The organism is Nonomuraea sp. NPDC050783, assembly GCF_040802095.1.
Classification (GTDB): Bacteria; Actinomycetota; Actinomycetes; order Streptosporangiales; family Streptosporangiaceae; genus Nonomuraea.
Genome location: NZ_JBFAHK010000002.1, coordinates 685,929 through 706,570 on the forward strand (window position 1 = coordinate 685,929; position 20,642 = coordinate 706,570).

A 20,642-nucleotide genomic window follows, 5' to 3' on the forward strand; every position below is an offset into this window, starting at 1 on the left:
TCCCTGGCGTCCAGAACAAAGCTCTGTACGATGGGGTGATGACGGACATCTTCGACGACCTGGCCGCCGAGTGCCGCCGTTTCGACGAGTTGCTCGCGGGTCTCACCCCCGACCAGTGGGCCGCCCCCTCCGCCGCCCCGGGCTGGAGCGTCGCCGACGTCGTGCTGCACCTGGCCCAGACCTCAGAGGTGATCACCGACCCCGCCGGCGCGCAGGCGAAGGCGTTCGTGGACACCGGGACCACGGTGGACGGCGCGGTGGACGAGCTGGTCGCCGCCGAGCGCGGCCTGCCGCCGGACGCCCTGCTGGCCCGCTGGCGCGCGGCCGCCCTCGCCGTCCCGGAGCACCTGCGCGCCCAGCCGCCCGGGACCCGCCTGCCCTGGGTACGCACCCCGCTGTCGGCCGCCACCCTCGCCACCACCAGGCTCGCCGAGCACTGGGCGCACGCCCTCGACGTCGCCGGTCCGCTCGGCCTCGACTACCCCGACACCGCCCGGCTCCGGCACGTCGCCTGGTTGGCGCACCGCACGCTGCCGTACGCCTTCGCCGTCGCCGGGCTCGCCGCCGCGCCGGTCTTCTGCGATCTCACCGGCACGGACGGGACGCGCTGGACCTACGGTGACCCGGACGCGCCGAGCCGGATCACCGGCCCGGCCGCCGAGTTCTGCCGGGTGGGCGCCCGGCGCCTCGACCCCGGGCGGACGAGCCTGGCCGCCGAGGGCCCGCACGGCCAGGACGCCCTGCGCGTCCTGCGCACCTACGCCGCCTGAGCCCCCCGGCCCTCCGCGACCCCGGCCCTCCGCGCCCCCCCGATCCCGACCCCCTGATCCCGACCCCCCGATCCCGGGCCATCGACCACCGGCCGCCGGCCGCCGTGGCGGTCCTGCCCGGCGTAACGGCCCGAGGCGGTTCCGGCTGTGCCGCATCGCACTTCCCACCGAGTAATGCGCCACAGAAACGAGGGCATCCGGCGCGCTCTAATCGGCTGGTGCGGGCGACGCCGGAAGAGGCCGCCCATCCGTATCCGCAGGGGGATCGACATGAGGAACCGCATCAGAGCCGCGCGTACCATCGGGTTGCGCACGCTCCTCGTCGGCGCGGCGGCGGCCGTGCCGCTGCTCGCCGTGGCCGGGCCGGCGCACGCCGCCGGCACCGTCAGCAATACGGGCGGCCGGCTGGCCATCAGCTCGACCACGACGAACAACGCCATCACGGTGAGCGTGTCCGGCTCGAACGTCAGGGTCGTCAACACGCTCACCACGCTCTCGCCGGGCGGCACGTGTACGCAGGTCAACGCCAATACCGTGCAGTGCCCGGCGGCGAGCGTGAGCGACATGAGCGCCAACCTCAGCTCCGGCACGGACCTGTTCATCAACAACACCTCGCTGCCGTCGCTGGTCTTCCTCGGCAACGGAGGGGACATCTTCCAGGGCGGCTCGAACCAGGACCTCGTCAACGCCGGCGGCGGCAACGACCGCATGACCGGCAACGGAGGCGACGACACGCTCCTCGGCGGCCTCGGCTCCGACACCGCCTCGGGCGGCACCGGCACCGACACCTGCACCGCCGAGACCGAGGACACCTGCGAGAAGTGACCTGCGAGAAGTGACCCGCGAGAAGTGACCTGCGTGGCTTGACGGGGGGTGGAGCGGCCGGTAGTGTCCCCACCCCCTGGCGACGCCTTCGGAGCCGCGGGTGGGGGTCCTACCCCACCGGCTCTCTGGAGGATCCCGATGCCCACCGGCTCGCCCTCGCGGCGGCGCGACTTCCGCCTGCTGCTCCTCGGGCAGACCACCGCTCAGCTCGGCACCCAGGTCAGCGGCGTGGCGGTGCCGCTGCTGGCCGTCGTCACCCTCGGCGCCTCGCCGTTCCAGCTCGGCCTCGTCACGGCGTCGGGCACGATCGCGTTCGCGCTGGTCGGGCTGCCCGCAGGGGCGTGGCTCGACCGGTGCCGCCGCCGTCCCGTGCTCGTCGCCGCCGACCTGGCCCGCGCGGTCCTGCTGGCCACGATCCCGGCGGCCGCGCTCCTCGGGACGCTCACCGTCACCCACCTGATCGTGGTGTCCCTGCTGGCGGGCGTGGCCCGGGTGTTCTTCGACGTCGGCTACCAGAGCTACCTGCCGTCCGTCGTCGGCCGGGGCGACCTGCTGGCCGGCAACTCCGCGATGGAGACCGTACGCGCCTGCGGCCAGGTGGCGGGGCCGGGGCTCGGCGGCTGGGCCGTGGGCGCGCTCGGCGCGGCGAACGTCGTGCTGGCCCAGGCCGTCACGTTCGCCGTCTCGGCGGTGTCGCTCCTGGCCGTACGCACCCGCGAACCCGCCCGGGACGCCGCCGCCCGGTCCCGCGACGACGGCCGGCTGGGCCGGCGGATCGGCGAGGGGCTGCGGTTCGTGGCGGAGCATCCGCTGCTGCGCGCGCTGGCGCTCACCGGCGCGGCCGGGAACCTGGCCTTCGCAATGGCCTCGGCGGTGAACGTCGTCTTCATGGTCCGCGTGCTCGGCCTGACGCCCGCCGCCGTCGGCGCCGTGGTCGCCGCCGCGTCACTGGCCGCCCTGGCGGGCGCGGCGCTCACACCCTGGCTGGCCCGGCGGCTCGGCTCCGCCCGGATCATCTGGCTGTCCCTGGCGGTGACCGGCCCGGCCGCGCTGCTCACGCCGCTCGCGCAGCCGGGCTGGGGCGCGCTGCTCGTCGCGGCCGGCGGCGCGGTCGGCGAGCTGGGCCAGATCGTGTACGCCGTGACGAGCGTCAGCCTGCGCCAGCGGCTGTGCCCGGACGGGCTGCTGGGCCGGGTCAACGCCACCATGCGCGTCCTGCTCATGGGGCTGTTCCCGGTGGGCGCCCTGGCGGGCGGGGCGCTCGGCGAGCTCGCCGGGCCGCGTGCCACGCTCTGGCCGGCCGGGCTGCTCATCGTCCTGTCGCCGCTGCCGGTCCTCCGGGCCCTGCGCGGCGTGCGCGACGCCGAGGACGTGCCCGATCCGGCGGCCGGCTAGATCGCTGATGTGAAATTCGGTGATCGGCTGCGGACGTGACGAAGGGCGTCCATGGTCGGTGTGTGAAGACAGACTTGGACGCCCTTCTGACCGCACTCTATGTCTATCTGGACGATCACGTGATGCCTTCACGGGCACGGCCTCGCGGACGAGGCCGGCCCCCGGTGCTGACCTCGGCCGAGGCAGTGGTCGTGGCGGTGGCCCAGGTACTGCTGCGCTGTGATCAGGAGCGCTACTGGCTACGGATCGCCGCAGCCCGGATCGGTCATCTGTTCCCGCGCTTGCCCTCCCAGGCCGTCTACAACCGGCAGCTGCGCGATCTGGGCCCGCAGATGTCGGCGGCGGCCTTGTGGATCGCCCGCCAGATCCCCACCTGGCACGAACCACTGCGACTGATGGACGGCACCCCGGTCCGGTGCGGCGCCTCGCGGGTGACGGTCAACCGCTCCAGCCTGGGCGAGATCGCCGGATACGGCATGGACAAGTCCCATCACGCCTTCTACTGGGGCGCCAAGCTGATGCTGATCACCACCGCCGACGGCGCGGTGACCGCCTTCAGCCTGGCCTGCCCCAAGGAACTCGACGAACGCAAGCAGGCACTGCACCTGCTGCACGTCACCCCGATCGCACCCGGGCCGTGCCCGATCGTGTGCGACAAGGGATTCGCCGGCGCCGGCATCGCAAAAGCCGCCGCCGACCTGGGCCACCCGCTGATCCGGCCGGCCCGCGAAGACGAGCCCGGACCCGCCCTGCCCTTCCCCGGCTGGCTACGCCAGCGCATCGAAGCGATCATCTGGACCTTGAAGAACCAGCTCGGCCTCGAACGCCACAACGCCCGCCACACCGACGGCCTCTGGGCACGCATCAGCCAGCGCATCCTCGCCCTCAACGCGGTCATCTGGCACAACTGGACCATCGGCGCACCCGTGAAACGATCCCTGATCGCCTACGATCACTAACCCGAATTTCACATCAGCGATCTAGACGATGTTGCGTTCCGGCCGGGCGCCGGACAGCGCGAACCGGCCGGCGTCGAGGCCGGAGACGTCCGTGAACGGCTCCCGTCCCAGGTAGAGGTCGCGCATCACTTCGCCGACCGCCGGGCTCATGAGGAAGCCGTGGCCGGAGAAGCCGGTGGCGTAGAGGAAACGCTCGACGCCCGGCGCGGCGCCGATGAGGGCGTTGTGGTCGGGCGTCACCTCGTACAGGCCGGCCCAGCCGGTGGCGATGCCGGTCTCCATGAGCGCGGGGGCCCGGCGGGCCATGACCGCGCCGAGACGCGGCAGCCAGGCGTCGGACCGGTCGAGCTTGAAGCCGGGCGTCTCCTCGGGGTCGGACATGCCGAGCAGCAGCCCCGGCCCCTCCCGATGGAAGTAGAAGGTCGTCCCGAAGTCGATGGTGAACGCCGTCGGCGGCAGGCCGGGCACCGGCTCGGTCACCAGGACCTGCCGGCGCAGCGGCGTCACCGGCAGGTCCACGCCGGCCCACGCGCCCACCTCCCGCGACCAGGCCCCGGCGGCGCAGATCACGGTGTCGGTGGCGATCCGGCCGCCCTCGGTCAGCACGGCGGTGACGCGCCCGTCCGTGAGCTCGATGCCGGTCGCCGCGCAGCCGGGCAGCAGCCGCGCGCCGAGCCGCCGGGCCGCGCCCGCGTACCCGAGCACCACCGACTCGGGCGTGCAGTGGCCGTCGGCGGGGGAGTAGGCGGCGGCCAGCAGGCCGCCGGTGTCGATGAGCGGCGACAGCGCCGCCGCCTCCCGCACCGTGATCATCCGGCTGGGCACGCCGAGCTCGTTCTGGACGGCGACGTTCCGCTCGAACTCGGCGACCGCCTCCGGCGCGTCCAGCAGGAACAGGTAGCCGGACCTGTGCAGGTCGATCTCCTGCCCGAAGCGCTCGGCGAAGCTCCCGAACGTCTCCAGGCTGCGCGCGGCCAGCGCGATGTTGACCCGGTCGGAGAACTGCGCCCGCACCCCGCCGGCCGCCTTGGAGGTGGAGCCGGAGCCGAGCGGTCCCTTGTCGAGCAGCACCACGTCGCGTACCCCGGCGGCGGCCAGCTCGTAGGCGGTGCTGACGCCCACGGCGCCGCCGCCGATGACGACCACCGAGGCGCGCCGGGGCAGGTCCCGTCCCATCGATCAGATCCTTTCCGCGAGGAGCTGGGCCAGGTGCACGCCGCGCCTGGGGGACAGGTCGGCGATCTGCGTCCGGCAGGAGAAGCCGTCGGCGAGCACGGGCACGTCAGGGCCGGCCTCCCGCAGCGCCGGCAGGAGCTGCTGCCCGGCGACCGCCACCGACACCTCGTAGTGGCCCTTCTCGACGCCGAAGTTGCCGGCCAGGCCGCAGCAGCCGCCGAGCCTGCGCACCCGCGCGCCGGCCTGCCGCAGCAGGCGCAGGTCCGGCTCCCAGCTCATGACGGCGTGGTGGTGGCAGTGCGGCTGGGCGACCACCTCCAGGCCCTCCAGCGGCGGCGGCCGCCAGCCGGGGGTCTCGGCCAGCAGCTCGGCCAGGGTCCTGGTGGCGCGGGCGACCGGCGCGGCCACCGCCTCGTCCAGCAGCTCCAGCGCGTCCGAGCGCAGGACCGCCGTGCAGGACGGCTCCAGGCCGACGATCGGCACGCCCTCCCCGCCGGCCGGGGTCGCGCCCGTCTCGACCGGAGCCGCGCCCGCGCCGGCCAGGGCCGTGCTCTCCCCGGCCGGAGCCGCGCCCGCGCCGGCCAGGGTCGTGCTCGCTGCGGACAGGTCGCGGACCGTGCGGCCGAGGATGCGCCTGGCCTGGTCGAGCTGGCCGGTCGAGATCCAGGTCAGCGCGCAGCAGCCGCGGCGCGCGGTGAGGCGCGGCGCGTAACCGGCCGCCTCCAGCACGGCGACGGCGGCCCGCCCGACCTCGGGCGCGAAGTGGTCGGTGAAGGTGTCCACGAACAGCAGCACCGGCCGGCCCCCCGCCGGCCGCGGCCTCCGGGCGAACCAGGAGCGGAAGGTGCGCGGCGCGAACGCGGGCAGCGTGCGGCGCGCGTCCACCCCGGCCAGCGCCAGCGCGGGGCGCCGCAGCGCGGGCACGCGCAGGACCGTGTTGACCGCGTGGACCGCGCCCGGCATCCGGGACGCCAGCCGCGCCCACAGCGGCAGCCGGCCCAGCGCGTAGTGCGCGGCCGGTCGCGGCCGGCCGCGATAGCTCTGGTGCAGCACCTCGGCCTTGTACGCCGCCATGTCCACGCCGGTCGGGCAGTCGGAGGCGCAGCCCTTGCACGCCAGGCACAGCTCCAGGGCCTCGTGCACCTCGGGCGAGCGCCAGCCGCCCGCGACCAGGCCGCCGTTGAGCATCTCCTGCAACGCCCGCGCGCGGCCCCGCGTGGAGTCCTTCTCCTCCTTCGTGGCCAGGTAGGAGGGGCACATGACGCCGCCGGTCGCGGTGTTGTCGGCGCGGCACTTGCCCACGCCGGTGCAGCGGTGCACGGCCTGGCCGAAGTCGCCGCCGTCGTGCCGGTAGGCCAGGGCGAGCCGGCCCGGGGCCGGGCGGGCGGCCGGGACGCGCAGGTCGGCGTCGAACGGACGGGGCCGCACCAGCACGCCGGGGTTGAGCGTGTCACCGGGATCGAAGATGCCCTTGACCTGCGCGAACAGGTCGATCGCCGCTTCCGGGTACATGAGCGGCAGCAGCTCGCCGCGGGCCCGGCCGTCGCCGTGCTCGCCGGACAGCGAGCCGCCGTACCCGGCCACCAGCCGCGCCGCGGCGAGCAGGAACTCGCGGAAGACCTTGCGCCCGCCCGGCCGCTCCAGCGGCAGGTCGATCCTGATGTGCAGGCAGCCGTCGCCGAAGTGCCCGTACGGCAGGCCGCTCAGCTCGTACCCGGCCAGCAGCTCCTCGAAGTCGCGCAGGTAGCGGCCGAGCACGGCGGGCGGCACCGCGGCGTCCTCCCAGCCCGCGTGCGCCGGCCGCCCGGCGGGGCTGCGGCCGGACAGGCCCGCGCCGTCCTCCCTGATCCGCCAGAGCGCCGCGGCCTGGGCCGGGTCGGTGACGACGAGCGCGCCGGCGTGCCCGGCGGCCAGCCGGGCGGCCCGCTCCCGCACCTCGGCCGGGTCGTCGCCGGCGACCTCGGCGAACAGCCAGGCGGCACCGCCGGGCAGCGGCGGCACCGCCGAGGGGCCGCGGCGGGCGCGTACCACGTCCACGATGCGGGCGTCGAGGCCCTCGCACGCGGTGGGCCGGTGCTCCAGCAGGCCGGGCGCGGCGTCGCCGGCCTCGGCGATGTCGCCGTAGCCGAGCACCACCAGCACGCGGTGCGCCGGATCGGCGACCAGCTTCACGGTCGCCTCGGTCAGCACGGCGAGGGTGCCCTCGCTGCCGACCAGCAGCCTGGCCACGTCGAAGCCGTTCTCGGGCAGCAGGTGCTCCAGCGCGTAGCCGGACACCTGCCGGCCGAACCTGCCGAACCGGGTGCGGATCGTGGCCAGGTTGGCCAGCGCCAGCTCGCGCAGCGCGGGCGGGCCGGGCTGCCGGGGCAGGTCCAGCGGCGTGCCGTCGCCGGCCACGGCCTTCAGCCCGGCGACGTTGTCGCTGGTGCGGCCGTAGCCGAGCGCGCGGGAGCCGCAGGCGTTGTTGCCGATCATCCCGCCGATGGTGCAGCGGGTGTGGCTGGAGGGGTCGGGGCCGAAGCGCAGCCCGTACGGGGCCGCCGCGCGTTGCAGCGCCGCCTGCACCAGGCCGGGCTGGACCGTCGCGGTGCGGGCCTCGGGGTCGAGCTCCAGCACCCGGTTCATGTGGCGGCTGAAGTCGAGCACCAGGCCGGGGCCGACCGCGTTGCCGGCGATCGAGGTGCCGGCGCCGCGGGCGGTCAGCGGGACGCCGTGCCGCGCGCACAGCTCGACGGCCGCCTGAACGTCCTCGGCGGAGCGCGGCCGGGCCACCAGCAGCGGCGGCACCCGGTAGAGGGAGGCGTCGGAGGAGTGGACGGAGCGCGTGGTGGAGTCGGTCAGCACGTCGGCGACCCCGCGCCGGCGGAGGTCGCGGGCGAGAGCGGCTGCCCGGTCCATGTGTAGCATGTTACATGCGACTTTGGGGCCAGGCCAGCCGCCCGCGACCGGCCCGGCGGGGTCAGCCGGCCGGGGGCTCCTCGACCACCGCGGCCCACAGCGCCTCGACGTCCACCGGCTCGCCCTGCGCCCGGGCCGCCTGCCGGGCCAGGATGAGCCCGGTGCCGGTCAGGTGGGCGCGCATCGCCCGCGCCGCGCCCCCGGCGTCGCCCGCCGCGACCGCCGCCACGATCGGCTCGTGCTCCTCGTGCACCTGCCGCAGCGTGCGCGAGGCGTCGTCGGTGGAGGTGCCGAGGATGCGCATGGTGTCGCGCAGGCCGCCCACGATGGCGCGGGCCCGGCCGTTGCCCGCGGCGGCCAGGATGCGGTCGTGCAGCGCCTGGTCGAGGTGGAAGAACAGGCTCTCGTCGCCGGCGCGGACCGCCGCCGCCATCTCCGCCATCGTGGCCCGCAGCGCCTCGCCCAGCCCGGCGGGGCCGGTCGCGGCGGCGCGCCGCGCGGCGGGCGGCTCCAGCGCCAGCCGCACCCCGAAGATCTCCACGATCTCGCGGGGGTGCGGCAGCACGATCCGGAAGCCGCGGTTGCGCTCGACCTGCACCAGCCCGGCGTCGGCCAGGCGCAGCATGGCCTCGCGCACCGGGCTCCTGGAGACGTTGAGCTGCTCGGCGACCTGATAGACGGAGTAGAGCCGGCCGGGGACCATCGCGCCGGTGTGCACCGCCCGGCGCACCTCCGAGATCACCTGCTCGGCCAGCGACCGGCCCGCCTGCGGCAGCGGCTGCAGCTTCAGCTCGGCGGGTTCGCGGGCGGGCGGCATGGTGGCATGGTACCCGCGCGGTTCCGTCACGCGTTCTTCACCAATTCTTTCCTGGTAGGGGAAATTCAGGTGCGGTGTGGCGATGGGGTGTGATTCGGGCGTCCTGCGACGATCGTCCGGCAGGTATTTCGGAAAGGACGGTACATGTTCGTGCCCATTAAACTTCGTCGCGGAATGCGGAGAACCGCCGTCTGCGGCCCGCTCGCGGTCGTCCTGGCCGCCGCCCTGGCACCCGCGGCGAGCGCGAACGGCCGGCACGACGGCGACCACCACGGCGACCGCCACCACGGTGACCACCACGGTGGCTGCACGCCGCGGATCTTCTACAAGCGCGGGCACGTCTCGCCGCGCAACTTCTTCCTGCCCCGCACCCGCTTCACCGACGGCCCCGGCGGCTCGATGACGGTCAGCGTGACCCGGGAGCACGAGGTGCTCGCGTTCCTGGAGACGGAGCGCGAGCGGGTGGAGACCACCTCCGTCATCACCCCCGGCGACGTGATCCGCGCGCTGCGCAAGAACGGCATCCCGCACCTGGAGGAGCGGCACATGGTCTTCTCCGGGCACGAGTACACCCGGGAGATCAGCAAGGGCATGTACGGCAACATGTGGTACCGGGTCTTCGGCTACCGCATCGGCTGGTCGGCGTGGTCCGTGCTGAGCACGTGCCGGCACGTCAAGATCGCCACGGGCATCGCCAACGTGCCGGCTCGCATCGAAGGCTGGAAGTACTGGGAGACCAGGCATCCCGTGTTCAGGGGGCACCGGCTTCCCTGGAAGTGACCGGGCGGCTCACCGGCGCCTGCGGCGGCGGCGCCTGCGGCTCTGGTCGGCCGCGTCGTTGTTCGAGGCCGGTGACGGCCCGGGCAGGCTCGCCAGGGCCAGGCAGGCCCGGACGGCCGTGGATCGGCGTGAGACGGCCATGGTGCTGCACCCCTCCCGAATATCCAGAACCGGACATACCCCTCGTCACAACGAAAAGTCTCTTATCTGAGTAATTTTGAGCGGTAAATCCGCGCGAGCCGTCCCACGATGTAGCGGCGCATTCTTCAGCTCGATGGCAGGGAAATGGGAGTGACCTATGCCGCCGGTGATCGTGGGACGTGAGGGTCCTCTGTCCGGAAGACGGTTCCCGCTCGATGAGCGGCCGATGACGTTCGGCCGCCGCAGCGACAGCGACGTGGTGATCGCCTCCGGCCGCGCCTCGCGCGCGCACGCCGAGGTGCGGCCGGAGGCGGGCCGCTACGTCCTGCACGACCTGGGCAGCCGCAACGGCACCCTGGTGAACGGCGCCCGCGTCGCCACCCACGTGCTCCGGCCCGGCGACCAGATCACCATCGGCGACGAGGTCTTCGGCTTCGAGACCGCGGCCGACGACACCGACACGATCATGGACGCGACGCTGCTGCGGGCCGTCGCCCGGCGGGTGGACCCTGGGCAGGTGCTGCGCGTGACGATCAGCGGCGGCGGCCCGGTCGGGCTGAGCCTCGCCCTGCTCCTCGACCAGCTCATGGGCGAGCGCGTCGCGATCACCGTCTACGACGGCCGCTGGCGGCGCGACGGCGACCGGGTCGTGTGGAAGGGCAAGGCGGAGGGCAACGTCCGGCGGCAGCAGGTCGTCACCGTCCAGAGCCGCCAGTACCTGAACCTGCCCGAGAAGGCGCAGGCCCGGCTGTTCGCGCCCGGCGCGTTCACCGAGATGTGGCCGACCGGCCCCGACTCCATCCGCGGCCAGGGCCCGCGCAACATCCGCATCGCCTACATCGAGGACACGCTGCTGGAGCTGGCCCGCGAGCGTCCCGGCCGGATCCGCCTGGTCCCCGAGCGCTTCTCGCCCGCCGAGCACGGCGAGGCCGCCGCCCGGGACCATGTGCTGGCGATCTGCGAGGGCGGGCGCTCGCGCACCCGCGAGCACTTCGCCGCCAAGTTCGGCAACGCCGACACCTCGATCTACTCGCTCGACGGCCACCACCTGCGGGACGTCGTGCTGGGCCTGCGGGTCAGGTCCGACCTGGCCGACCCGATGACGGTGCTGCTCACCGTGGCCCAGAACCGCTTCCTGCTGAACGCGCTGCGCGGCGAGGGCTTCCTCAACATGCGCCTGACCGACGAGGAGGCCAGGGAGGTCATCGGCATCGACCCGGTCCGGCACGTCTTCGAGCAGTGCGTCGCCGCCAGCCCGTGCCTGATGGACCGGACCGAGCACGGCGAGTTCCACTGCTCCACCCACGGCACGTTGTTCCTGCCCGCGCTGGTCAAGGGCTCGCCGCTGTGGGGGCGGGTGCTGGAGGGGCTGCGCTTCTTCGGCGTGACGGAGGAGAACCTGAGCGCGGTGACCGCGTTCCGGCTCGATATGGTGCAGCGGCCGCGCTTCACTGCCCAGCTCCACCCGCCGACCTCGGCCACGCCCGGCACGTACGGGTTCCTGCTCGGCGACGCCGCCAACGCCATCCACTTCTGGCCGGGGCGCGGCCTCAACAGCGGCCTGGCCTCGGCCATCTCGCTGGCGCGCACCCTCAGCCAGAGCTGGCGCGGCCGGCCGTTCCGCGACGCGGACTTCATCCGCCACGAGGCCGCCATGTCGATGCTCCAGTACCGGCACAAGAGCCGCGCCTGGAAGGCGATGGTGGCCACGGACGGGCACGGCGTCACCCGGGCCATCAAGGACCTGATCGCGGAGGGCATCGCCGGCTCCGCCGGAGCGGGGGAGAAGGCGGGGGAGAGCGCCAGAGAGAGAACCGGCGAGAGAACCGGCGAGAGGGCCGGGGAGAGCGCCAGGGACGCCGACCTGGACGCGTTCGTGGACCGGCTGCGGCAGATCCGCGACCGGCTGGCCCCGCGCATCCCCGGCCTGCCGGACGACGCGACGCTCCGCGCCCACCTGGGCGGCCTGCGGCCCGAGACGCTGCGTGCCTTCCTGGCCGGCGGGGCGTGGGACACGCTGGTCATGGGCGGCGAGGAGGTGGACATCGACATCTTCTACCGGCAGGACCCGGCGGACGTGCTGGTGTCCGTCCCGGCTCCGCCGCCCGCCGACGACCGGCAGCAGCGCACCAGGGCGATCCGCCGGGGCCCGAGCGGCCAGATGGTGTGACCCCCTGACCGGCCCGGGCGGGCCGGTCAGATCGGGCGGGCCGGTCAGGCCGGTCAGGCCGTGCGGCGCAGGGCCCACTCGACGCCGGGACAGCGGTCCATCACGACGTCGAGCCCGGCGTCCAGTGCCCGCCGGGCCGCCGCCTCGTCGACGACGCCGAGCGGCAGCCACACCGCTCCGGCGCCGATCGCGATGGCCTCGTCCACGACCTGTCCCGCGTGCTCGGCGCGGCGGTAGACCGCGACGACGTCCACCTCGCCCGGCACCTCGGCGAGGGAGGCGTACCCCGGCTCGCCGAGCACGCTCTCGGCGGCCGGGTGGACGGGAACGATCCGCTTGCCGCGCGCCTTGAGCAGGCCCGCCTGGTCGTACGCCGTGCGCTCGGGGTTGTCCGACAGCCCGACGAAGGCCCAGGTGCGGGTCTCGGACAGGAGCCGGCGGATGACGTTCTCGTCAGCGAAAGCATTGCTCATGCCCGGGGCAACGCGGCGGCCGGGCCGGGAATTTCCCCCTGTGCAGAAGTACGCGCCCGCGCCCCCTACAGGAAGGCGCTGAGCGCCAGGGTGAGGAGCAGGCCGCAGACCGACAGGACCGTCTCCATCAGCGACCAGCTCCTGACGGTCTGGCCGACCGACAGCCCGAAGTACTCCTTGACCAGCCAGAACCCGGCGTCGTTGACGTGCGAGAAGAACACCGACCCGGCGCCGATCGCGAGCACCAGCAGCGAGGTCCGCCCGGCGTCGAGCGAGCCGACCAGCGGGGCGAGGATGCCGGACGCGGTGACCGTGGCCACGGTGGCCGAGCCGGTGGCCAGCCGGATCAGCACGGCCACCAGCCAGGCCAGCAGCAGCACCGACAGCCCGCTGTTCTGCACCCAGTCGGCGACCAGCTTGCCGATGCCGGTGTCCACGAGGGTCTGCTTGAAGCCGCCGCCCGCCGACACGATGAGCAGGATCCCGGCGATGGGCGGCAGCGCCTGCTCCACGGACTTCGCCAGGGCCTGCCGGTCCATCCCGGCGCCGCGCCCCAGCGTGAACATGGCGACCACCACCGCGATGAACAGCGCGACCAGCGGCGTGCCGAGGAAGTCCAGCACGGCGCGGACGGGGTGGGTCTCGGGGGCGAGGATGTCGGCCACGGCCCTGCCCATCATGAGCACGACCGGCAGCAGCACGGTGGCGAGGGTGACCGGGAAACCCGGGCGGCGCTGACCCTCGGCGGCCGGGCGGGTCTCGTACATCTCGGGGGCGGGGGCGTCCACCCAGCGGGCGGCGTAGCGGGCGAGGACCGGGCCGGAGATGATCAGCGTCGGGATGGCGACGAGCACGCCGAGGCCGAGCGTGAGGCCCAGGTCGGCCTTGAGCGCGTCCACGGCGACCAGCGGTCCGGGGTGCGGCGGCACCAGGCCGTGCATGACCGACAGGCCCGCCAGCGCCGGGATGCCGACGCGCACCAGCGACAGCCCCGAGCGGCGGGCCACCAGGAAGATCACCGGCATGAGCAGGACCAGCCCGATCTCGAAGAACATCGGCAGCCCGATCAGCGCGCCCACCACGCCCATGGCCCACGGCAGCGTGCGCGGCGACGACCGGCCGACGATGGTGTCCACGATCTCGTCGGCCCCGCCGGAGTCGGCCAGCAGCTTGCCGAACATCGCGCCCAGCGCGATGAGGATGCCCACGCCGGCCGCGGTGGCGCCGAACCCGTTGGAGAAGCTCTCGATGGCGTCGGCCATGGGCAGCCCGGCCACCGCCGCGACCGCGAGCGACCCCACGGTCAGGCTGAGGAAGGGGTTGACCTTGAGGAAGGTGATCAGCACCACGATCAGCGCGATGCCGACGAGCGCGGCCGGGACGAGCCGGTCGCCGGCGACCGCCGCCTGCCCCTGGGCGATCAGGACGTGCGTGTGCATGGTGATCCTCCCTACCCGGGGCGGGCGGCGGCATGACCGGCGGCGTGATCAGTGGCGTGACCGGCTGCGGGGATCAGGGCTTCAGGAACTCCAGCAGGGACGCGGCCAGCTCCCGCGGGGCCTCCTCGGCGACGTGATGGCCGCTGTCGATCGGGTGGCCGGTCACGTCGTCGGCCCAGGTGCGCCAGATGGCCAGCGGATCGCCGTAGAGGTCCTCCATGTCGTCCTTGGTGGACCACAGGAACAGGGTGGGGCAGGTGACGCGGCGGCCCGCGGCGCGGTCGGCGTCGTCGGCGGCGCGGTCCACGGTCAGGCCGGCGCGGTAGTCCTCGCACATCGCGTGGACGGTGGCCGGGTCGTGGATGGCGCGGCGGTAGTCCTCGTACGCCTCCTGGCCCATCTGCTCGGCGGTGGCCTGGTACCAGGCGTCCGGGTCGGCGTTGATGACCCGCTCGGCGGGCTTGTCGGTCTGGCCGAGGAAGAACCAGTGCCACCAGGCCGCCGCGAAGCGCGCGTCGGCGCGGGCCAGCGCCTCGCCGACGGGGATCGCGTCCATCACGACCAGGCGGGTCACGGCGCCGGGGTGGTCGACGGCGAGGCGGTGGGCGACGTACGCGCCGCGGTCGTGCCCGGCCACGGCGAAGCGGTCGTGGCCGAGCGCCCGCATGAGGGCCACCATGTCGCGGGCCATGGCGCGCTTGCCGTAGGGAGCGTGGTCGGGGGTGGTGGCCGGCTTGCCGGAGCGGCCGTAACCGCGCAGGTCGGGGCAGACCACGTAGTGGCTGGGGGACAGGAGGGGAGCGACGCGGTGCCAGGTCGCGTGCGTGCGCGGGTGCCCGTGCAGGAGCAGGAGCGGCGTGCCGGAGCCGCCGTGCCGGACGAACAGCTCCGTCTCGCCCACGTCGATCATGTCGGTCGCGAAATCGTCGAACATCCGCGGCCCCTACCCACACGGAGGCCCGGTGGGCAGGCCCGCGGGGATCAGGTCCGCCCGGATCAGGCCCGCTCGGCCGGTTGCAGCCCCTTCACCGCGTACGTGACGAGCGTCGTCAGCACCTCCTTGACCGACTCGCGCCGCCGCACGTCGCACAGCACGATCGGGGTCGTCCCGGACAGCCCGAGCGCCCGCCGGACCTTGGCCGGGTCGTAGCGGCGGGCCCCGTCGAAGCAGTTCACCCCCACGACGAACGGGATGCCGCGCTGCTCGAAGTAGTCCACGGCCGGGAAGCAGTCCTGCAACCTGCGGGTGTCGGCCAGCACCACGGCGCCGAGCGCGCCGAGCGCCAGCTCGTCCCACATGAACCAGAACCGGTCCTGGCCGGGCGTCCCGAACAGGTACAGCCACAGGCCGTCGCGGATGGTGATGCGGCCGAAGTCCAGCGCCACGGTGGTGGTGGTCTTGGACTCCACGCCCGACAGGTCGTCCACCCCGACGCCGCGCTCGCTCAGCAGCTCCTCGGTGTGCAGCGGGCGGATCTCGCTGATCGTGCCGACCATGGTGGTCTTGCCGACGCCGAAACCGCCCGCGATGAGGATCTTGATGGCCAAGGCCGGGGCGACGGCCGTCGTCCCCGGCTCAGAGGCTGCGTAGCCCATGCAGCACTTCCCTGTAGATGCGTTCGTCGATCGTCTGCGCGGCCGGGCGCGGGCGCGAGATGGTCACCAGGCCCTCGCGCCGCAGGTCGGCCAGGATCACCCGGGTGATGTTCAACGGCAGCCTGAGGTGCGCCGCGACGTCGGCCACCGGCGTCGGCCGGCGGCACAGCGCCAGCACGGCGCGGTGCTCGGGCAACAGCTCCGCGAACTCGTGCGACCCGGCGGCCGTCGAGACGATGGCCACCAGGTCGAACGTCTCGCCCTGCGGGCGCGCCCGGCCCCCTGTCAGCCCGAACAGCCGGATCAGGGGCCCGGGATCCTCGCCGGTCACCGCCTCGCGCCGTTCCAGGCGGGTGCCGGTGCCGCTCCCCTCGGCTGCGCGGAGAGGTGCTCGCCGACCCTCTTGACCATCAGCGCCATCTCGTAGGTGACCATGCCCAGCTCGGCGTCGGCCGCGGCGAGCACCGCCAGCCGGGCTCCCTGGCCCGCGGCCGTGACGAACAGGAAGCCCCCTTCCATCTCGATGATCGTCTGACGTACGCCGCCCAGGCCGAAGTGCCGGCCGGCGCCCATGGCGAGGCTGTGGCTGCCGGCGGAGATGGCGGACAGGTGCTCGGCGTCCTCCCGGGTCAGGTCACGCGAACCGCCCATGGCCAGCCCGTCGGCGGACAGCACGATGGCGTGCCTGATGCCGGGGACGCGCTGGGTGAGGTCGTCGAGGAGCCAGCTCAGTTCATTTCTGGGGTCGGGCATCGGGATGGTCGTCCTTTCGGTTCCACACGTCTTGTCCTTGCTCGTCGGCTTGGCGGCGTCCTTGCTGCCAGCCCTGCTGCATGGACGACATGAGCTGTGCGAGCTCCTCCGGCGAGCGCACGGCCAGGCCGTTGGCCGGGGTGCGCCGGGCGGTACGGAGCTGAGGGGCGAGGCTGGCCTGCGGGACCCGCATGGGCAGCCCGTCGAGGTCCTCGTCGGCGTCCTGGGGCGGCACCGTGACGCTCCACCCGGCGGGCGGGCCGGTGCCGTTGCTGGTGCCGTTCCCGTTGCCGTTGCCGCTGCCCGCTCGTGGCGGGGAAGCGGCCTCGAACCAGGTCCCGCGCCCGGACGGCTCGGGCTCCTCCGGCCCGTCGAGCACCCGGTGCCCGTTCAGGACCTCGGCGTCGAGCGGCGGGCGGGGCTCGGGGGCGAGCGGCGGGCGGGGCTCGGGGGCGAGCGGTTCGGGCACCTGGGGCCCGCCGGAGCCCGTGTCGAGCGCCCGCATGGCCCGGCCCGCGGGCACGGGCTTGGCGGGCCCCTCAGGCCCGGCCAGCAGGCCGGAGGGCAGCAGCACGATCGCCGTCGTCCCGTCGTACGGCGACCGCCGCAGCACGATCTTGATGCCGTGCCGGGCCGCCAGCCGGGACACCACGAACAGCCCGAGCCGGTCGCTGTCGGCCAGGTCGAACTCGGGCGGTTCGGCCAGGCGCGCGTTCAGCTCGTTCAGCGTGGCCTCGTTCAGCCCGAGCCCGCGGTCCTCGACCTCCAGCGCGAAGCCGTTGGCCGCGGTCATGCCGCGGACCTGCACGCTGGTGTCCGGCGGCGAGAAGACGGTGGCGTTCTCCACCAGCTCGGCCACCAGGTGGATCACGTCGGTGACGGCCGCGCCGACCAGCATCGGGGCCTGCGGCATCGGCGAGACGGTGACCCTGGTGTAGTCCTCGACCTCCAGCACGCCCGCCCGCACGACGTCGAACAGCGGCACCGGGTCGCGCCAGCGGCGGGCCGGGACCGAGTCGGACAGGATGATGAGGTTCTCCGCGTGCCGCCGCATGCGGGTGGTCAGGTGGTCGAGCTTGAACAGGTCCTCCAGGAGCTCGGGCTCGTCCACCCGGCGCTCCATGGTGTCGAGCAGCGAGAGCTGCCGGTGCAGCAGCGCCTGGTTGCGCCGGGCCAGGTTGAGGAACACCTGGCCGACGCCCTTGCGCAGGGTCGCCTGCCCGACCGCGGCCTCGACGGCCGTGCGGCGCACCGCGGAGAAGGCGTCCACCACGCGGTCCACCTCGGCCGTGTCGGCCGGGTCCAGGCCGGGGGCCTCGATGGCGGGGTCCACGTCGTCGCCGCGGCGCAGCCGCTCCACCAGGCGGGGCAGCCGCTCCTCGGCCAGTTCCACCGCCGACGCCTGCAGCCGCCGCAGCTCGCCGATGAGCGAGCGGCCGAACCGGTACGACAGCCCCAGCGACAGCAGGATCGCGGCCAGCCCCAGGAGCAGGACGACCCCGACCCGCCAGTACGCGCCGGTCTTCCGCCCCTCCCCCTCCTCGGCGACGCGGGCCAGCTCGGCCTGGGTGCCCCGGTTGATCATGCCGAGCAGCGCCTCGGCGTCGCCCTTCCACTCGGCGGCCGACACCGGAGGGGCGCCGCCGGTGTCGAAGGTGAACAGCTCGTCCTCGACGGCCGCCACCCGCCGGTACTGCGGGCTGGCCACGAGCGCGTCGTAGCCGGCCTTCAGCTCGGGGCCGGCGTCGCGCTCGGCGTTGGCGAAGACCAGCCGGCGGGCGCTCATCGCGGCCACGAACGCGGCCCGGTCGGTGGGCGTCATCCGGCGGTGGACGATGGTGGTGGTGAGCACGGCGTGCTCGCGACCCAGGTACTCGGCCGAGGCCGCGTACGCCGCCATGCCGCGCACCGAGCGGAAGGAGGAGACGTCGCTCAGCGCGTCGCGGTCGTTGAACTGCCGGTTGGCCACCGAGATGAGGTTGTTGTACGCCTCGATGATGGTCAGCGGCGGGGCCAGCACGCCGCCGTCGGCGGAGGCGCGCAGCGACTGCAGCCCGTCGAGGGCCTGCACCATCGCGCGTACCTGGGCCGGGGTCTCCTCGTCGGAGTCGAGAGTGCTGATGATCTCGCGCAGCCGCTCCACCTTGACGTCGGTGTTGCGGCGCTGGTCGAGGAGCGGCGCGTACGACGCGGTGCTGCGCGGCGCCTCGGCCGACAGCTGGCGCTCGCGTTGCAGCTCGACGATGAGCTGCTGCACCGGCGAGCCGATGGCCTCCCAGCGGTCCTGCGCCCGCGAGACGTCGATGATCTCCTGGACGCTGGAGTACGCGATGAACCCCCACAGGGCCGCCATCGACACCAGCGGAAGTAAGAGGATCCTGAGCAGCTTGGCACGGATCGGAGGGGGCGCGCTCATACGATCATGTCCAATTCCGCCGAGCAGCCGCGAGCCGGTACCGCCCCCCGATGATGCCCGCCACGACTGGGTTTTCGCTTTACAGGTTCGTCCACTATGCCGATGGGCCAGATGTACTTCAAGGTACGGATGCGAAGAAACCCGACGAATGACGGGTTGACTCTTTGTCAACACACCGATCGTGTTCGTCATGGTGATCATGTCACCGTTAGTGATGGATGGAGGCCCTTTTTCGAACAGTGTTCCGTGTCGTGGAACGTCCCGGAACGGGATGTCACGCCTCCCGGGCAGAGGCGCCGGCCATCGGGACCGGTGCCCGGATCCGAGGAGACCGCCTTGTTCAGCACCATCACCCGCGGGGGCCGCCGGCTCGCGTTCGCCGGAGCGGGGCTCGCCGCCGCCCTCACCGCCGGGCTCGCCCTGGCGCCGCCGGCCGCCGGCGGCGCCACCATCACCCAGATGGCCGCCCAGGGCGACCTGGCGAAGGGCAGCCTCGCGTGCGCGGGGCCGTTCGCGGCCGAGGCCGCCGACGCCGTCGCCGGCAGCGGCACCGCGTTCACCCTCAACGAGTTCGGCGTGCCCGTCGGGGTGGCCGTGGACTGGCAGCTCCGGCGGGCCGACCCGGCGGACGACTTCTTCGCCGACGCCGAGGTCGTCCAGACCGAGCACACGGACTTCTTCGTCACCTCCGTGCAGGCGCCCAACAAGTGGATGCCGGGCGACTTCTGGGTCTGCCTGAGCACCGGCTCGCGCACGCCCGTCCACTACAAGGCGTTCGTGGGCAACGGCCTGCCCGCCTGAGCCCCCCGCAGGTCAGGCCGGTCAGGCCGGGCGGGGGCGGAGCCGGGTGGCGGCGGCCGAGACGAGCGGCCAGGCGCGGGCGGCGAGGTTGCGTGCCGCGATCCCGGCCCGCGTCGCGGGCGCCAGGAGGGCCGCGGCGGTGGCGACGCCGGCCTGCTTGGGATCGACCAGCCGGCGGTGCGCGCTCTCGTAGCGGCGGAAGGCGGCCTGGGGGTCGCCGGGCGTGGCGGCCAGCTCGCGCGCCAGCGTGTACGCCCCCGCCACGGCCAGCGTCGAGCCGTCCCCGAACAGCGACACGCACGACGCGGCGTCCCCGAGCAGCGCCACCCGGCCCGCCCACCAGCGGGGCATCCGCACCTGGCTCACCGAGTCGAAGTAGAGGTCGCCGGCGGCCCGCGCCCGCTCCAGCAGCTCCGGCGCCCGCCAGCCCACCCCCGCGAACGCCGCGGCCAGCATCCGCTGGTGCTGCCCGGCGTCGCGGTGGTCGAAGCCCGGCTCGGCCGGGGCGCGGTAGAGGAAGAAGGCCAGGTCGCCGGCGGGCGTGGGGCAGACCGCGACCGCCCGGCCCGGCGCGTTGTGCATGACCACGTCCCGGCCCGCGCCGGGCCCGCCGCCCAGCGGGGTGGTGGCGACGTACAGGCCCATGTGCCGCACCAGCCCGCTCTCCTGCCCGAACGCCAGCCGCCGCGTCACGGAGTGCAGGCCGTCGGCCCCGACCACCAGGTCGAAGCGGCGGGGCGCGGCCCGCTCGAAGGTCACCTCGACCCCGTGCCCGTCCTGCGCGAGGGCCGTCATGCTGTCGTCGAAGACGAACTCGGCGTGCTCGCGGGCCGCCTCGTACAGGATCGCGGCGAGGTCGCCGCGGGGCAGCTCGATCTCCTCGCCGCGGCGCGCGGCGGCCAGGTCCACGCGGGCCACCCGGCGGCCCGCCGCGTCGACGAAGGCGAGCCCGGTGTTGCCGGTGGCGGCCCGGCGCAGGCGCGGCAGGACGCCCATGCGGGTGACGACGTCCATGGCCGGGCCCCTGACGTCCACCGGGTTGCCGCTGGAGCGCGGCGCGCCGGCGCGCTCGACGACCGTCACCCGGAAGCCGTGCCGGGCCAGCCAGTAGGCCAGGACGGGGCCGCCGACGCCCGCCCCGGAGATCAGTGCCGATCGCTCGCTCATGCCCGTCTCCTCGGTAAATGGATGAATTTCCTCCGCTTGTTTGCGACGGTACCTCAAGTGGAGGAA

Annotated in this window: 19 protein-coding genes; 7 read left to right on the forward strand and 12 right to left on the reverse strand. The window is 74.0% G+C overall.

All coding sequences use genetic code 11. The features are described 5' to 3' along the window. Positions 1–38: 38 nt before the first annotated feature. The 4 genes from AB0H75_RS07985 (at position 39) to AB0H75_RS08000 (ending at position 3,949) form a co-directional block, all read left to right on the forward strand. Positions 39–770 carry a maleylpyruvate isomerase family mycothiol-dependent enzyme gene (locus tag AB0H75_RS07985; RefSeq protein WP_367792230.1) on the forward strand — a complete coding sequence of 244 codons (732 nt, stop codon included), beginning with the start codon at positions 39–41 and terminating at the stop codon, positions 768–770. Between the two features lie 270 nt (positions 771–1,040). Further along, a complete protein-coding gene (locus AB0H75_RS07990; protein ID WP_367792232.1) occupies positions 1,041–1,595 on the forward strand; it encodes a calcium-binding protein in 555 nt (184 codons plus the stop codon). Positions 1,596–1,733: 138 nt separating this feature from the next. Beyond that, positions 1,734–2,990, forward strand: a complete 1,257-nt coding sequence (locus AB0H75_RS07995) for an MFS transporter (RefSeq protein ID WP_367792234.1) — start codon at positions 1,734–1,736, stop codon at positions 2,988–2,990. A 74-nt stretch (positions 2,991–3,064) separates the two neighbouring features. Continuing rightward, complete coding sequence (locus AB0H75_RS08000; RefSeq protein ID WP_367792238.1) at positions 3,065–3,949, forward strand: transposase; 885 nt, start codon at positions 3,065–3,067, stop codon at positions 3,947–3,949. Between the two features lie 21 nt (positions 3,950–3,970). Here the strand turns inward: AB0H75_RS08000 and AB0H75_RS08005 are convergent, their stop codons facing one another. The 3 genes from AB0H75_RS08005 to AB0H75_RS08015 form a co-directional block, all read right to left on the reverse strand. Continuing rightward, complete coding sequence (locus AB0H75_RS08005; protein WP_367792241.1) at positions 3,971–5,125, reverse strand: NAD(P)/FAD-dependent oxidoreductase; 1,155 nt, start codon at positions 5,123–5,125, stop codon at positions 3,971–3,973. A gap of 3 nt (positions 5,126–5,128) precedes the next feature. Next, positions 5,129–8,023, reverse strand: a complete 2,895-nt coding sequence (locus AB0H75_RS08010; RefSeq protein ID WP_367792244.1) for an FAD-binding and (Fe-S)-binding domain-containing protein — start codon at positions 8,021–8,023, stop codon at positions 5,129–5,131. Between the two features lie 61 nt (positions 8,024–8,084). Next, positions 8,085–8,840, reverse strand: a complete 756-nt coding sequence (locus tag AB0H75_RS08015) for a GntR family transcriptional regulator (protein WP_367792247.1) — start codon at positions 8,838–8,840, stop codon at positions 8,085–8,087. A gap of 174 nt (positions 8,841–9,014) precedes the next feature. Here AB0H75_RS08015 and AB0H75_RS08020 point away from each other — a divergent pair, with 174 nt between their 5' ends. Then, positions 9,015–9,620 (forward strand): hypothetical protein, encoded by a 606-nt coding sequence (locus tag AB0H75_RS08020; protein WP_367792250.1) that lies wholly within the window; start codon positions 9,015–9,017, stop codon positions 9,618–9,620. 9 nt (positions 9,621–9,629) lie between these two features. Here the strand turns inward: AB0H75_RS08020 and AB0H75_RS08025 are convergent, their stop codons facing one another. Next, complete coding sequence (locus tag AB0H75_RS08025; protein ID WP_367792252.1) at positions 9,630–9,761, reverse strand: hypothetical protein; 132 nt, start codon at positions 9,759–9,761, stop codon at positions 9,630–9,632. A gap of 157 nt (positions 9,762–9,918) precedes the next feature. On the opposite strand from AB0H75_RS08025, the gene AB0H75_RS08030 reads away from it, so the two are divergent. Continuing rightward, complete coding sequence (locus tag AB0H75_RS08030) at positions 9,919–11,931, forward strand: FHA domain-containing protein (protein ID WP_367792255.1); 2,013 nt, start codon at positions 9,919–9,921, stop codon at positions 11,929–11,931. A 53-nt stretch (positions 11,932–11,984) separates the two neighbouring features. Here AB0H75_RS08030 and AB0H75_RS08035 read toward each other — a convergent pair whose 3' ends face one another. From AB0H75_RS08035 to AB0H75_RS08065, 7 genes are all read right to left on the reverse strand, one after another. Continuing rightward, a complete protein-coding gene (locus AB0H75_RS08035; protein ID WP_367792258.1) occupies positions 11,985–12,404 on the reverse strand; it encodes a CoA-binding protein in 420 nt (139 codons plus the stop codon). Positions 12,405–12,469: 65 nt separating this feature from the next. After that, complete coding sequence (locus AB0H75_RS08040; RefSeq protein ID WP_367792261.1) at positions 12,470–13,843, reverse strand: GntP family permease; 1,374 nt, start codon at positions 13,841–13,843, stop codon at positions 12,470–12,472. 73 nt (positions 13,844–13,916) lie between these two features. After that, a complete protein-coding gene (locus AB0H75_RS08045) occupies positions 13,917–14,777 on the reverse strand; it encodes an alpha/beta fold hydrolase (protein WP_367792264.1) in 861 nt (286 codons plus the stop codon). A gap of 62 nt (positions 14,778–14,839) precedes the next feature. Next, a complete protein-coding gene (locus AB0H75_RS08050; protein ID WP_367792267.1) occupies positions 14,840–15,439 on the reverse strand; it encodes an ATP/GTP-binding protein in 600 nt (199 codons plus the stop codon). Further along, entirely contained in the window at positions 15,420–15,770 is a 351-nt protein-coding gene (locus tag AB0H75_RS08055) for a DUF742 domain-containing protein (RefSeq protein ID WP_367792270.1), read from the reverse strand. The genes AB0H75_RS08050 and AB0H75_RS08055 overlap by 20 nt, the downstream gene beginning before the upstream one ends. Continuing rightward, complete coding sequence (locus AB0H75_RS08060; RefSeq protein ID WP_367792273.1) at positions 15,767–16,192, reverse strand: roadblock/LC7 domain-containing protein; 426 nt, start codon at positions 16,190–16,192, stop codon at positions 15,767–15,769. The genes AB0H75_RS08055 and AB0H75_RS08060 overlap by 4 nt, the downstream gene beginning before the upstream one ends. Beyond that, positions 16,173–18,608, reverse strand: a complete 2,436-nt coding sequence (locus AB0H75_RS08065) for a nitrate- and nitrite sensing domain-containing protein (RefSeq protein ID WP_367792275.1) — start codon at positions 18,606–18,608, stop codon at positions 16,173–16,175. The genes AB0H75_RS08060 and AB0H75_RS08065 overlap by 20 nt, the downstream gene beginning before the upstream one ends. 336 nt (positions 18,609–18,944) lie before the next feature. On the opposite strand from AB0H75_RS08065, the gene AB0H75_RS08070 reads away from it, so the two are divergent. Next, on the forward strand, positions 18,945–19,409 hold the full coding sequence (locus tag AB0H75_RS08070; protein ID WP_367792277.1) for a hypothetical protein: 465 nt from the start codon (positions 18,945–18,947) through the stop codon (positions 19,407–19,409). A gap of 21 nt (positions 19,410–19,430) precedes the next feature. On the opposite strand, the gene AB0H75_RS08075 is transcribed toward AB0H75_RS08070, so the two are convergent. Next, positions 19,431–20,576, reverse strand: coding sequence for an FAD-dependent monooxygenase (locus AB0H75_RS08075; RefSeq protein WP_367792280.1), 1,146 nt, complete (start codon positions 20,574–20,576; stop codon positions 19,431–19,433). Positions 20,577–20,642 lie beyond the last annotated feature (66 nt).

Excerpts from the sequence above, each read along its gene's own strand:
- AB0H75_RS07985 (WP_367792230.1), top strand. The coding sequence starts at position 39 with ATGACGGACATCTTCGACGACCTGGCCGCCGAGTGCCGCCGTTTCGAC.
- AB0H75_RS07990 (WP_367792232.1), top strand. The coding sequence starts at position 1,041 with ATGAGGAACCGCATCAGAGCCGCGCGTACCATCGGGTTGCGCACGCTC.
- AB0H75_RS07995 (WP_367792234.1), top strand. The coding sequence starts at position 1,734 with ATGCCCACCGGCTCGCCCTCGCGGCGGCGCGACTTCCGCCTGCTGCTC.
- AB0H75_RS08005 (WP_367792241.1), bottom strand. The coding sequence starts at position 5,125 with ATGGGACGGGACCTGCCCCGGCGCGCCTCGGTGGTCGTCATCGGCGGC.
- AB0H75_RS08010 (WP_367792244.1), bottom strand. The coding sequence starts at position 8,023 with ATGGACCGGGCAGCCGCTCTCGCCCGCGACCTCCGCCGGCGCGGGGTC.
- AB0H75_RS08015 (WP_367792247.1), bottom strand. The coding sequence starts at position 8,840 with ATGCCGCCCGCCCGCGAACCCGCCGAGCTGAAGCTGCAGCCGCTGCCG.
- AB0H75_RS08020 (WP_367792250.1), top strand. The coding sequence starts at position 9,015 with ATGCGGAGAACCGCCGTCTGCGGCCCGCTCGCGGTCGTCCTGGCCGCC.
- AB0H75_RS08025 (WP_367792252.1), bottom strand. The coding sequence starts at position 9,761 with ATGGCCGTCTCACGCCGATCCACGGCCGTCCGGGCCTGCCTGGCCCTG.
- AB0H75_RS08030 (WP_367792255.1), top strand. The coding sequence starts at position 9,919 with ATGCCGCCGGTGATCGTGGGACGTGAGGGTCCTCTGTCCGGAAGACGG.
- AB0H75_RS08035 (WP_367792258.1), bottom strand. The coding sequence starts at position 12,404 with ATGAGCAATGCTTTCGCTGACGAGAACGTCATCCGCCGGCTCCTGTCC.
- AB0H75_RS08040 (WP_367792261.1), bottom strand. The coding sequence starts at position 13,843 with ATGCACACGCACGTCCTGATCGCCCAGGGGCAGGCGGCGGTCGCCGGC.
- AB0H75_RS08045 (WP_367792264.1), bottom strand. The coding sequence starts at position 14,777 with ATGTTCGACGATTTCGCGACCGACATGATCGACGTGGGCGAGACGGAG.
- AB0H75_RS08050 (WP_367792267.1), bottom strand. The coding sequence starts at position 15,439 with ATGGGCTACGCAGCCTCTGAGCCGGGGACGACGGCCGTCGCCCCGGCC.
- AB0H75_RS08060 (WP_367792273.1), bottom strand. The coding sequence starts at position 16,192 with ATGCCCGACCCCAGAAATGAACTGAGCTGGCTCCTCGACGACCTCACC.
- AB0H75_RS08065 (WP_367792275.1), bottom strand. The coding sequence starts at position 18,608 with ATGAGCGCGCCCCCTCCGATCCGTGCCAAGCTGCTCAGGATCCTCTTA.
- AB0H75_RS08075 (WP_367792280.1), bottom strand. The coding sequence starts at position 20,576 with ATGAGCGAGCGATCGGCACTGATCTCCGGGGCGGGCGTCGGCGGCCCC.